Origin of the sequence: Aedoeadaptatus acetigenes (assembly GCF_025566985.1) — a bacterium.
Taxonomy (GTDB): Bacteria; Bacillota; Clostridia; order Tissierellales; family Peptoniphilaceae; genus Aedoeadaptatus; species Aedoeadaptatus acetigenes.
Genome location: NZ_JAOQJD010000022.1, coordinates 1 through 11,952, shown reverse-complemented (window position 1 = coordinate 11,952; position 11,952 = coordinate 1). Strand labels below are relative to the sequence as shown.

Sequence of the window (11,952 nt, the reverse complement as noted above, 5' to 3'; positions counted from 1 at the left end):
ATTGACCAATCGGATAGCTACATTGAAGCGAAAATAGAAGAGATCAATCGTCGCCCGCGTAAATGTTTAAACTGGAAAACGCCTTATGAGGTTTACCATTCAGTAGAGTTGCACTTGACTTGACAATTCAAGACAAAAAACCTGCTATGAAATTTTTCCGCGAAAAAACCCGCCGGATTTCCGACGGGTTTTGCGGCTTGTGTTTCAAAAATTTACGCCGCGCCCTTTTCGCCCATGGCGCGATTCAGCACGGGATAGAGGATGTCCGCCAACAAGGCGCCGGCAATCCCCTGAATCAAATTGGGCACGAAGCTTGCGATAGCCGTGGGAAAATTATAAAGAATCAATCCTTCTGCCAGCAGATAGCCCACAGCCATGACCACGCCGCCTACCAAGCCGCAAAGCACAAAGCTCAGCCGCGTCTTTTCGTGCAAGAGCCCGGCCACGAAGCCTTCCAAGCCCTTTACCACCAGGGTAATGGGGGCGTAGTAGCCGTAGCCCGACAAGAGATCCGCCAGGGCCGAGCCGATGCCGCCGACGAGGCCGCCGGCCATCTTGCCCATTAAAAGGGCCGATGCGATCACCACCGTGTCCCCGACATTTAAATACCCCTTCGTGGCGGGAATGGGAATTTGAATCACCATGGTCGCCACCGTGGTTAGCGCCATAAACATGGCGATCATCGTCAACTTCTTCGTCGAAATACTTTTCATGTCTTCACTCCTTCGGGACCATTATAGACTAAAAAAAGAAAAACCATAAGTAGCAGGCCGAAAAACTGCCATGGTACCACTGAGCGAATACTTCTGCCGCCGCGCCTGCGGCTACGATAATGCCGATCCCGACAGAAAAAATAAATGCGCCGCCATTGGGGAGACGACACGAAGGGATTTCATGGCCTTTGTTATGGAGGAAGAAGTGAAGTGGCGAGGGCCCTCGTTCTCCGCGATTCTAGCCTTCCTTCGATTTCGCCGGGGGCTTGAGCTTGCTCAAATAGCTGCAGTACACCAGGGCCACGACGATGGTAACCAGGGGATAGATCCACATGAGCCACATGCTCGGCGCCGCTTGCTCCCGAGAGAAAACGGAGAATGCGTCCACCAGCCCGTGAGCGACGATGGCGGGCCAAAGACTTTTCGACCGATAGACGACCATGGTCAAAATAAATCCCCAGGCGACGGCAAAGATCACTTGAACAAACGTCTCCGGAGCCAATTGCCCGGTAAGTAAATTTACGATGTGGCCGATGCCGAAGGTGACCGCCGAAATAATGATGGCCTTTCGATCTTCGTATCTGGAGAGCATGGCCGAAAACAACAGGCCGCGAAAAATAAATTCTTCCACGTAGCCGATGAGGAGCATGGTCGAAACAGCCACCGCCTGATTCCACCCGGAGTAGACAGGCGCCACGCCGCCCCACAGATTGCCGGTGGCCAAAAACCACATGGGAATAAAATACAAATACCGCTTGCCGTCCTTCGGAAACGGTCGCAATCCGATTTTCTCTTCCAGGTGATTTCTTTTGACAAAAACCGTAAGGATCAGGGCGACGATCAAAAGCTCGCCCACCATCCATAGGCTGTCGTCTCCAAAAGCTTCCCTGAGCGGTGCGGTGACGGCGCAGTAAATGACGATCCACAACAGAGCGAAATACAAGTCATTTTTCATGTAAAGCTTGTTCATTGGCCTTCCTTTCCCGAATCCATGGTCTTTTTCAAAAACATAACATCCTCTCACCGCGTGTAAACATAGCGACCTTCCTCGTCGAGCGGAAGGAAGTGAAAGCCGTCGTAGCGAAAAGCGGCAAAGGCTTTTTCTCCGAAGGATTCCATGGCGATAAGGTGGGCCGCCAGTCGGCCCCGGAGTTTTTTACAGGTGGCGGAGGGGGCGCGCTTTTTCATGCTCTGATCCATGTAAAAATCCACGTCGATCCATTGGGCCATTTTCTTTTTGTCTATGCGCTCGGAAAATTCCTTGGAAGCCAAATTGTAGATGCGACAGTTGGCCAATTGCTCGGTAAAATTCCTTTTCTGCAAACTTTTCAATGGTTCGCCCTCGACACTTAGGCTCTTGGTAAAATCCAGTCGATAGGGGTTGATGGGCGCATCGGGAGCGATGGGGCCGTAAAGGGCGGAAAGAATCCGCACTCTGTCCCGAGCAAAGGGCGACAGAAGGATCTCCCGATCCATTTGGCGAAAGGCGAGGCCCCGGTAGGTATCCGCCGCCGCTTTCGCCGTGGGAAGCGCCGCGTTTTGATAAGCGTCATAGATGATTCGCGCCTGTTCCCCCCTCAGTTGCAGTTGCGCCGCCAGCTCGTGTTCGGTCATGCTTTGCAACGCGTTCAGAATTTTTTTCGCCGCCACATCCATGGCGGGTGCGCGATCGCCGGGGATAAAGTCCATTTCTTTGCTCGGCGACAGGATGATTATGCTTTTCATGGGGCTCCTTTCCTTTACAAGTCCTCCACGTCCAAGGCCCTTATCCCCTCTTCCTCGAGCATGGCGGCGAACACGCCTTTTCCCTTTACCAAATGCCCGGTGAAGGTGCCGTCGTAGATTTCCTTCACGCCGCAGGAAGGGCTGCGGGACTGAAGGATCGCGAGTTCCGCCCCGGCGTCTTTTATTTTTTTGAGGGCCGCCCGGGCGCCGGCGCGAAATTCTTCGTCCACGGAGCGGCCGCTTTTTTGCCGCACCACGCCGCCGATGATCTCGGCAGGATCCCTGGGCGTGGGGAGGCCGCCCATAACTTCCGGGCAAACGGGCACCACGGTGTGGCCCTCGACATAGTCCTTAAGCTTTTTCGATTCGTTGTTTCCGCCGTTGTATTTGCAGTTTTCGCCGAGCAAACAGGCGCTCACGCCGATAATCATCTTTCGCTCCCTTTCCGCGTATTCTTTCTTATATTCGCGTCTTTATGTATACATATCCCATTGGCCCGGCTATTACGCCTTTTTTCCGAATCCGACGGAGCGTACGGGATTGTTTTTCGGAAATGAATAAAATTTACAGACACGCCTCGCCTAATGTATTGCAATCAGCAAAACATCGAATTACAATAGAGGCAACGGGAGGTGTCATCATATGAAAGATTCCACAGTCAGCGCGCGCGTTGAAAATGATATAAAAAATGAGGCGGAGGAGATTCTGAAAAAGCTTGGAATTCCCGTCTCCGTTGTCATTAATTCCTTATACCGCCAGATCATCTATCGCCACGGCATTCCATTCCCCTTAACTGTTCCGACAGAACCGAAAACAATGGATACGATGTCCGGTGCGGCCCTCGACGAAATGCTTGAACGCAGCTATGGGCAGTCGGTCTGCGGCAAAGGCAGACCCCTCGGGGATGTGTTCGATGAACTTGAAAAGAGCCTGAAAAAGTGAACGCCTATGAAATTATCCTTACGCCGGACGCGGTCTCCGGGAAGGTTTATATTTTGAATCTAATCTATGCAAAACGCGATCAGCTTAAAGCTTTGAAAAATATGGATCTCTATGAAAGATGAAAAGCAGTTCTCTGCCGGGGAGCTGCTTTTTTGCATAAGAAAAGCATCCCTCGGGATGCTTCTTGCGATTGCCGGCGCGCGTTCTATTACGCTAAAATCAGTCTTCCAAAATCGGAATTTTCTGTTGCTTCAAATCGACCAGGTTTTTCTCGTGGTCTTTTTCGTCCACGTAGGCGACGCCGGGAAGGTAAAGGGCGGCGTTCAGGCCCTCTTCCCGAAGGCCCAACAAGGTTTCGCGAACGCAGTATTCGCTGGCGAATCCGGCAACGAGGATGTCGCCTGTGACGTATTCTTTCAGCACGTCGCCGGCAGCGTTGGTCCCCAAACAAGCGGAGTATTCTTCCACGTCGTCGCGACGGCCTTTTTTAAAGGTGTTTTTGTCATTGGGCCGGGCGTCTTCTCGCGATAGGGTGTAAAAGCCTTGGTAGAGGCCGGCGCCTTCGGTGTTTTCTACGCAGTGCACGGGCCAAATGCCGCCGTTTTTTTCGAAACTACCGTTGGTGGGGCTGTGCCAATCCGCCGTGTAGACCACGGCCATGTCCGGGTTGCTTTCGATCAATTCCACGAGATGCTTCAATGCCTCATCGCTCCCCTTGCAGGCCAAAGAGCCCGAAATAAAATCCACCTGTGCGTCCACGATAATCAATGTTTTCATGCTTCGCCCCTTCTACATATTGTCCTTTACACCCACGGCCACCATTTCGGCCTTGGCGCGCATTTCGCCCGCCGCTTCCATGATCATGTCCACCACCACTTTCCGCTCGCCGATTTCTTTCGCCGTGGCGGTAATGGTAACGAGGCTTTCCATGGGCACGGGCTTTTTAAAGTCGATGGACAAATGGGCCGTAATGAAGCGGCCGATGACCGTGTCTTTCGTGAGCTCCAGGCCCTTGTCCCGGTGCTTGAAATACGCCGCCGAGGCCGTGCCGTGGCAGTCGAAGAGCATGGCGATCATGCCGCCGAAAAGATTTTTCGGCACGCCGCCGGTGTACTCCTTCCCCGGCGTAAAAGTGCAAATGCATTTATCCCCTGCGGGATAGGATTTTAAGTGCAGGCCCTCGTCGTTTTTCGGGCCGCAACCCCAACAGTGTTGAAACCGCTCGCCGTAGGTTTCCTGAATGGCCAATTGATCCATGATACGCTCCTTTTCTTCGCTACTTTATCTGCTTCATTAAATTATTTTTACCCCTTCGTCGAAGGTTCCATCGCCTTGCCTGCCAAATAAAAGAGGGGCGCTGCGGTAAGTTGTGCCACCACGGAAAGGGCGATCATCATCGGGAGGTTCACGTCGTAGAGGGCGCCTAAAAGCCAGCTGCCCGCAAACCAAAAGATGCCGAAGGAACATTCGAACAGGCCGTAGCCCGTGGCCCGGGCGGATTTGTCTACCATGGTGGCCACGGCGGCCTTCAGCACCGATTCCTGAGCCCCCATGCCCACGCCCCAAAGGGCGACGCCGATTAACAGCACGGGCAGGGATTTTGCGTAAAAGACGAGGATGGCGAAAGGCGCAGCCACCACCGTGGCGATCACCAAGGCCCTTACGCCCTTTTTGTCGAAAAGATTCCCGAAGATAAGGGCCGATGCGGCATCCACCAACATGGCCCCGGCGTAAATGAGGGGCAGGGTGCGGGTGGTGATGAGGCCGCCGTAAAGGCCCATGTGCTTCGTCACGTGCATTAAAATCAGGGCGTAGTCCATAAAGCCGAAGGCGAAGAGGCTGATCCCCGCCATGTAAATCTTAAAGGACCGCTTCAACTTCATGGGCTCGTAGACCGTCTTGCCCCCTTCGAATTCCTCCGGATTCGGAAATTTTCGCTTCGTGGCCAAAAGCAAAATCAAGGTTATGGCCCCGGGCACGGCCAAGACCGCGAAGGCCGCGGAATAAAGCTCGGCCTTGGGGAGTCCCGACTTCGCGCTCATGACGGCGAAAAGCAGCACCGGCCCCAAGAAGGCGCCGATCTGATCCAGCACTTCCTGAATGGCAAAGCTCTTCCCGGCCCCTTCCCGGCTCGCGGCAAAAGACATAATCGTATCCTTCGCCGGCTTCTTGATGGCCTTGCCCATGCGCTGCACGATGAGTAGGGCCGATGCGGCCACCCAGCCGTGCTCGCCCACGAGAGCCAAGGCCGGCACCGCCAGAATGTCCAGCACATAGCCCCCGATGACCATGGGCCAATACTTTCCCGTTTTGTCCGTGAGGGCGCCGAAGACGTAGCGCATGGCGTAGCCCACCAGTTCCCCGAGACCCGACACAAAGCCGATGGTAGCCGCCGATGCCCCGAGAAACGAGAGATAGGCCCCCCGCATGCTGGCGGCCCCTTCGTGAGTCATGTCCGAAAATAAACTGACCATGCCGAACATGAGGATAAAGGTCATGGCCGGCGACAGCGTGCGACTTTTTTTCACGATCATCTTCCTTTCTCCTACCATCATAGACCAAGAACAGGCGGCGAACAAGGCGGCCTTTCGCGCCGCAGCAGATTTTACATTTCAACGGCGATATTTTATAATCGAGAGGGGGTACTTATGACACATTTTTTACTCGGCGCAAACATTATTTTTCCCATATTCTTCGTCCTTTTCGTCGGCTACGCGGCTAAAGAAAAGGGCTTTTTAGACGACGCATTCGTGAAGAAAGCCACCTGGCTCGTCTTCTACATCGCCCTGCCGCTGAAGCTTTTCGACAACATGCGCACGGCCGAGATCCGCACACTGAATGTGCCCTATGTACTTTACATCCTTCTGGGCATCTCGATTATTTTCTTCGGCACCTGGTTTTTTGCCCGCTTCTTTATAAAAGACCGCAAGAAACTTTCGTCCTTTATCCACTGCGCCTTTCGCTCCAATTTCGTTTACGTGGGCTTTCCCATTTTAGACGCCCTCTACGATACGCCGCCGGCGGAACACATTATGATCATCATCGCCTTCGGCCTCACCCTCTACAATATTTTGGCCATCTTCATCCTCACCTACTACGGCGAAGATCCCGATGCCAAAGTGCGCCCTGAGGCCATCGCGATCAAAGTGCTGAAAAATCCCATGATCATCGGTATATTAACGGGGCTTCTCTTTAACTTTCTACATATTCCCGTCTACGGCGGCCTCACCGACGGCATGAATCTCCTCGCCCGCCTCTCCACGCCCCTCTCCCTCATCCTTATCGGCGCCGGCCTGGACTTCTCTTCCCTGAAAGACGATCTGGGCCTCATCCTCGCCGCCGCGTCCATTCGCACCGTCCTCACGCCCCTCATCCTCGTGCCCCTGGGCCTCTTCATGGGCCTGGGTAAAACGGAACTGGGCGTCGCCTACGTCTTTTGGTCCACCCCCTGCGCCATCAACTGCTTTATCTTCGCCCGGGAAATGGGCTCCGACTACCGACTGGCGTCGAAAATCATTACGGCAAGCTTCCTTTTCGCCATGATCACCTACCCCATCGGCATCGGCTGGTTGCAGCTTTTGGGAATACTATAACATCACGCAAAAAGGCCCCTTGATTTTTCAAAGGGCCTTCTTTTTTTCTGTCTATTTTTCCGCGGTCAAGGAAGCGAGCTGCTCAGCTACGGCATCTTCCGTTTCCGCCATGGCGGCCACGGTGCGGGAAAGGAGATCGTCGAGCTCCCAGCCGAGCATGTCCGCGCCGCGAATCACCGTGTCCCGGTCCACGCCGGCGGCAAATTTCTTGTCTTTAAATTTTTTCTTTAAGCTCTTGAGCTTCATGTCCTGCACGGATCCCGAGGGCCGCATAATGGCGTAGGCATAAATCAATCCCGTGAGCTCGTCGGTGGCGTAAAGCACTTTTTCCATGGTGTGCTTCGGCTCTACATCGGCGCAGATTCCCCAGCCGTGGCTCACGACGGCGCGGGTGAGGGCATCCGGCGCGTCGATTTCCGCCAACAGCTCCGGCGCTTTTTTGCAGTGTTCGTCCGGAAACTGCTCGTAGTCCACGTCGTGCAACAGGCCCACCATGGCCCAGAAATCCGCCTCTTCTTCGTAGCCCAACGCACGGGCGAAGGATGCCATGACCTCTTTTACGGTGAGGGCATGGCGCAGGTGGAAGTGATCACCATTGTATTTCGTAAGCAAGTTCAGTGCGTCTTTTTCGTTTACATTCATGTTCCTATTCCCCCTTTTTTCCATTATACCCGCTTTTTCAAAAAGGAAAATTTCCGAATTCTTTCTCGCCGAGGGCATACAAAAAGACCGCGCAGGTCGTACGCGATCTTTTGTAGTCATTTTATTCTTTTACGAAAAGAGTGCTGCTCTTTTTGTATTCTAGAATACACCTTGTGCCATCATGGCGTCTGCTAAGCGAACGAAACCGGCAATGTTAGCGCCTGCTACGAGGTTGTAACCTAAGCCGTATTCTTCAGCTGCTTCGACGGACATCTTGTAGATGTTGTCCATGATCATGTGAAGTTGTTTGTCAACTTCTTCTGCGGGCCAGCTCAGACGAGCACTGTTTTGGCTCATTTCGAGTGCGGAACCTGCAACGCCGCCGGCGTTAACTGCCTTGGAAGGAGCAACGACCTTAACGTTTTCGATGAGGTAGTTCAAAGCTTCGTTGGTGGTAGGCATGTTAGCTACTTCGATGTAGTATTCTAAGCCCTTTTCAACCATGGCTTTTGCTTCTTCGATGGTGATTTCGTTTTGGTAAGCAGCCGGCATAGCGATGTCGTATTCTGCGTTGATCCAGGGTTTTTCACCGGGGAAGAAGTCTACGCCGAATTTGTCTGCGTAGTCTTGTACCTTGTCGCGACCGGAAGCACGCATTTCGAGCATGTAGTTAACTTTTTCTTCGGTGTTGATGCCGTCTTTATCGTAGATGTATCCGTCGGGACCTGCGATGGTAACGACTTTACCGCCGAGTTGTTGAACTTTCTTGCAGATACCCCAAGATACGTTACCGAAACCGGAAACAGCGATCTTCTTGTCTTTGATGTCTTCGCCGAAGTGATCCAGTACGTTCAACAGGTAGTAAACTGCGCCGTAGCCGGTTGCTTCGGGACGTACGCGGGAACCGCCGAAGCTGAAGCCCTTGCCGGTGAAGGTACCGTTTTCGAATTTAGCTTTTAAGCGACGATATTGACCATACATGAAGCCGACTTCTCTTGCGCCAACGCCCATGTCACCTGCCGGAACGTCGGTGTCGGGTCCGATGTAGTGGTAGAGGGAGCTGATGAAGCTTTGGCAGAAACGCATGATTTCGTCATCACTTCTACCGCGGGGGTCGAAGTCACTGCCGCCCTTGCCGCCGCCGATGGGGAGGCCGGTCATGGAGTTCTTGAAGCATTGTTCGAAGCCGAGGAACTTAATAACGGATTGGTTAACGGTGGGGTGGAAGCGGATACCGCCCTTGTACGGCCCAAGCGCTCCGTTAAATTGGCAACGATAACCAATGTTGGTGTGGTATTGACCTTCGTCGTCTTGCCATACGACGCGGAAGCTGAACATACGATCCGGTTCAACCATGCGGCCTAAAAGGTCGACGCGTTCGTATTCGGGGTGTTGGTCAATAACCGGTTTTAAGGAACCTAATACTTCTTCTACAGTTTGGCAGAATTCAGGTTCGCTGGCGTGTCTTTCATGTACACGTTCGATTACACTTTCAAGATAGCTCATACAATATTCCTCCTTAAAGAAAATGAGTTGGCATAAAGCCTCGTTAAAAGAGCAAAGGCTTTCCCTTTGGGGAAATAAAAAACGCGGCGACTCTGACTCGCGTGATAACGCCCTCGCTCCAACGCATTCATCATAACACATAGGCAATGAAATTTCCATGTGGTTTTTGAAATTTCATGATTTCTTTCCCCCGATCATCCGTGTATTTTAAGGGAATTCAGACGGATTTCGGTAATTTAATTCGTTTCTCGGCGAATTTTCAGCGGTTCTTGTCGCAAAGGTTTTAGAAGATCGCAAAAAGCGCAAAGACGTTTTCACGGGATTGATTTTCCCGGTGCCCGGCTCCCCCGTCCGTGCGAGACCTTTTCCCGCCTCTGGGCATTTTTTCCCATCTGTTGTAAAATGAATAAACACACTAAAATTTCTGTCTGTAAAGGAGTATCTATGATCGCCCGTAAAGTTATAATGGTTCGCCCCTCGGCGTTTCGCTTCAATATAGAAACCGCCGCGGACAATGCCTATCAAGTCAATGACGCCACCCTCCCGGCGGAGGCGGTACAGGAAATGGCCGAGGCCGAGTTTTTATCCGTGGTCCGGGCCCTGGAGGCCGCCGGCGTGCAAGTGGATGTGCTCCACGATAAGGGAGACGACACGCCGGATTCGATTTTTCCCAACAATATTTTCGTCACTTTCGAAGGCAAGCTTTTTATCGCCCCCATGTACAGTGACAACAGGCGGCGGGAGTTTCCCAAGCTGAAGGATCAGCTGGACGCGCTGTTAAATTTTTCATCCTTGGAGGTGACGGACTTTCGCGACAAAAACCTCGGCGTGCTGGAGGGCACGGGCTCCGTGGTCTTGGATCGGAAGGAAAACATCGCCTACGCCTGCCTCTCGAAGCGCTGTGAAGAAGCGGCCTTCCTCGCCTTCTGCGATACCTACGGCTTTGCGCCCCTTCCCTTCAAGGCCCGCCAACACGACGCAGACGTCTATCACACCAATGTGATTTTGTCTGTGGCGGAAGATTTTGCCGTGGTGGCGTCGGAACTTGTCACGGAAAACAAAGAGGCCCTTATGGAGCGTTTGCGGGCCACGAAGAAGACGGTGATCGAAGTGACCGGCGAGCAGATCGACCACTTCTGCGGCAATTGTCTGGAGCTGATGGGAGAGGAAAAGCTCTACCTCATGAGCGAAGAGGCCTACAAACATTTCACCAAAGAACAGATCGCCAAGATCGAAGCCACACACAAAATCGTCCACGTGCCAATGGATGTGATTTCCACCTACGGCGGCGGAAGCATGCGCTGCATTTTGGCGGAAAATTACTGCTGAGAAAAACCCTCGCGGCTGATTGCACTGACCCCCAAAAGTTGGACCAAGAAATCCAACCTTTGGGGGTCTTTTAATGGCAAAATACAGTTATGAATTGAAGAAGAAAATCGTCGAAGAATACCTGTCCGGGATGTCAAGCTATCTCGTCTTAGAAGATAAATATCAAATTGCTTATTCGCAGATCAGACGCTGGGTGAACAATTACAAACAATTTGGCGATGAAGGGTTAATGCGCTCTAGAAATAATCGTGCGTACAGTGTAGAGTTTAAGTTAGAAGCCATCACACGCTACGAAACGAGCGAATGCAGCTACCAACAATTAGCCCTTGAACTCGGCTTAACGAATCCATCCATGATCGTTAACTGGCGGAGACAGTATCGAGAGGAGGGCATTGAGGGTCTGCGATCACACAAGCGAGGGAGACCTGTGACGAAGAAAGACGACCGCAATCAAGCACCAAATCCTTCAAAGTCGAGTGAAGATCTTGATGCTTCCACACGGGAGGCATTGGAAAATCGCATCAAAGAATTAGAAGCTGAGAATCGGAAACTTACCATTCAAAAAATGTTCTGGGAGCAATTAAGGAGTTTGGAGAGGGAAGAAGCAACGAACAAAAGGCGAAGATCGTCGCCAAACTCCGAGAACAATTCCGACTAACAGAGATCCTCGCCGCCATCAACTTTCCCAAATCCACTTTCATGTATTGGCAGAAAAAGTGGAACGAAGAAGACAAAGACCAAGCCTTGAAAGATGAGATCCTGGCCATACGGCGCGAACACAAAGACTACGGCTATCGAAGAATCCACCTGGAGCTGAAGAACCGGGGATGGGCGGCAAATAAAAAGAAAGTTCAGCGGCTGGTTCAGGTCATGGGCCTTCAAGTCCGCGCCTACGGCAGGAAATACAAGAAGTACAACTCCTACAAAGGCGTTGTCGGTAAAATCAAGAAGAATCGAATCAACCGCCGCTTCAACACCTCCATCCCCTACCAAAAAATTACCACCGACACCACGGAATTCAAATACTACGTCGAAGATGAGGCGGGGAAACTTCAAACAAAGAAACTCTACCTCGATCCGTACATGGACATGTACAATCTGGAAATCATCAGCTACGTCCTCTCCGATCAGCCCAACGGCGTCACCATGCTACAAGGCTTGGAAGAAGCCATCGAACGAACCAACGGCTGCCCCTACCGGCGTACCTTCCACTCCGATCGTGGGTGGGGTTACCAAATGACCGCCTATCAAGCCATGTTGAAAGATCACCACATCTTCCAAAGCATGTCGAGAAAAGGCAACTGCTACGACAACGCACCCATGGAGAACTTCTTCAGTGTCCTGAAAAGAGAAATCTACGACGGCCACGTCTACCAAAGTCGGCAAGAACTCGTGCGTTCCATCGAACGTTTCATCCGCTACTACAACAACGATCGAATCAAAGAAAAGTTGGGTGGCTTGAGTCCGAAGCAATACCGTGAACGAATGAAATCTGCATAGAA

14 protein-coding genes and 1 pseudogene are annotated in these 11,952 nt (G+C 52.2%); 6 read left to right on the top strand and 9 right to left on the bottom strand.

Going from position 1 to position 11,952, the window contains the following annotated elements:
* Positions 1 to 123, top strand: a pseudogene (locus OCV31_RS09320) (IS30 family transposase); the annotation flags it as partial.
* An 89-nt stretch (positions 124 to 212) separates the two neighbouring features.
* Here OCV31_RS09320 and OCV31_RS09315 read toward each other — a convergent pair.
* From OCV31_RS09315 to OCV31_RS09300, 4 genes are all read right to left on the bottom strand, one after another.
* Positions 213 to 713 (bottom strand): ECF transporter S component, encoded by a 501-nt coding sequence (locus tag OCV31_RS09315; RefSeq protein WP_148474601.1) that lies wholly within the window; start codon positions 711 to 713, stop codon positions 213 to 215.
* 238 nt (positions 714 to 951) lie between these two features.
* Positions 952 to 1,683 carry a CPBP family intramembrane glutamic endopeptidase gene (locus OCV31_RS09310; protein WP_148474599.1) on the bottom strand — a complete coding sequence of 244 codons (732 nt, stop codon included), beginning with the start codon at positions 1,681 to 1,683 and terminating at the stop codon, positions 952 to 954.
* A gap of 50 nt (positions 1,684 to 1,733) precedes the next feature.
* On the bottom strand, positions 1,734 to 2,438 hold the full coding sequence (gene yaaA / locus OCV31_RS09305; protein ID WP_148474597.1) for a peroxide stress protein YaaA: 705 nt from the start codon (positions 2,436 to 2,438) through the stop codon (positions 1,734 to 1,736).
* 14 nt (positions 2,439 to 2,452) lie between these two features.
* Entirely contained in the window at positions 2,453 to 2,869 is a 417-nt protein-coding gene (locus OCV31_RS09300) for a DUF523 domain-containing protein (protein ID WP_148474595.1), read from the bottom strand.
* 211 nt (positions 2,870 to 3,080) lie between these two features.
* On the opposite strand from OCV31_RS09300, the gene OCV31_RS09295 reads away from it, so the two are divergent.
* Entirely contained in the window at positions 3,081 to 3,380 is a 300-nt protein-coding gene (locus OCV31_RS09295; RefSeq protein WP_148474593.1) for a type II toxin-antitoxin system RelB/DinJ family antitoxin, read from the top strand.
* A 219-nt stretch (positions 3,381 to 3,599) separates the two neighbouring features.
* Here OCV31_RS09295 and OCV31_RS09290 read toward each other — a convergent pair whose 3' ends face one another.
* The 3 genes from OCV31_RS09290 to OCV31_RS09280 are packed head-to-tail and all read right to left on the bottom strand — an operon-like array spanning position 3,600 to position 5,914.
* Positions 3,600 to 4,157, bottom strand: coding sequence for an isochorismatase family protein (locus OCV31_RS09290; protein ID WP_148474591.1), 558 nt, complete (start codon positions 4,155 to 4,157; stop codon positions 3,600 to 3,602).
* Between the two features lie 12 nt (positions 4,158 to 4,169).
* Positions 4,170 to 4,637, bottom strand: a complete 468-nt coding sequence (locus OCV31_RS09285; RefSeq protein ID WP_148474589.1) for a PaaI family thioesterase — start codon at positions 4,635 to 4,637, stop codon at positions 4,170 to 4,172.
* A gap of 47 nt (positions 4,638 to 4,684) precedes the next feature.
* Positions 4,685 to 5,914: an MFS transporter gene (locus OCV31_RS09280; protein WP_267303930.1), complete on the bottom strand. Its 1,230-nt coding sequence runs from the start codon at positions 5,912 to 5,914 to the stop codon at positions 4,685 to 4,687.
* A gap of 114 nt (positions 5,915 to 6,028) precedes the next feature.
* On the opposite strand from OCV31_RS09280, the gene OCV31_RS09275 reads away from it, so the two are divergent.
* Positions 6,029 to 6,973, top strand: coding sequence for an AEC family transporter (locus tag OCV31_RS09275; RefSeq protein ID WP_148474587.1), 945 nt, complete (start codon positions 6,029 to 6,031; stop codon positions 6,971 to 6,973).
* 51 nt (positions 6,974 to 7,024) lie between these two features.
* Here OCV31_RS09275 and OCV31_RS09270 read toward each other — a convergent pair whose 3' ends face one another.
* Both OCV31_RS09270 and gdhA read right to left on the bottom strand, forming a co-directional pair.
* Positions 7,025 to 7,615 carry an HD domain-containing protein gene (locus tag OCV31_RS09270; protein ID WP_148474585.1) on the bottom strand — a complete coding sequence of 197 codons (591 nt, stop codon included), beginning with the start codon at positions 7,613 to 7,615 and terminating at the stop codon, positions 7,025 to 7,027.
* A 159-nt stretch (positions 7,616 to 7,774) separates the two neighbouring features.
* The gene (gene gdhA / locus OCV31_RS09265; RefSeq protein ID WP_148474583.1) at positions 7,775 to 9,121 is read right to left on the bottom strand and encodes an NADP-specific glutamate dehydrogenase; all 1,347 of its coding nucleotides are present in this window, start codon (positions 9,119 to 9,121) and stop codon (positions 7,775 to 7,777) included.
* A gap of 444 nt (positions 9,122 to 9,565) precedes the next feature.
* On the opposite strand from gdhA, the gene OCV31_RS09260 reads away from it, so the two are divergent.
* The 3 genes from OCV31_RS09260 to OCV31_RS09255 all read left to right on the top strand — a co-directional run bounded on the left by OCV31_RS09260 (position 9,566) and on the right by OCV31_RS09255 (position 11,950).
* Positions 9,566 to 10,450, top strand: a complete 885-nt coding sequence (locus OCV31_RS09260; RefSeq protein ID WP_267303929.1) for an arginine deiminase-related protein — start codon at positions 9,566 to 9,568, stop codon at positions 10,448 to 10,450.
* A gap of 73 nt (positions 10,451 to 10,523) precedes the next feature.
* A complete protein-coding gene (locus OCV31_RS09800) occupies positions 10,524 to 11,108 on the top strand; it encodes a transposase (RefSeq protein WP_394800657.1) in 585 nt (194 codons plus the stop codon).
* Positions 11,021 to 11,950 carry an IS3 family transposase gene (locus OCV31_RS09255; protein WP_394800658.1) on the top strand — a complete coding sequence of 310 codons (930 nt, stop codon included), beginning with the start codon at positions 11,021 to 11,023 and terminating at the stop codon, positions 11,948 to 11,950. Before OCV31_RS09800 ends, OCV31_RS09255 begins: the two co-directional genes overlap by 88 nt.
* Positions 11,951 to 11,952 lie beyond the last annotated feature (2 nt).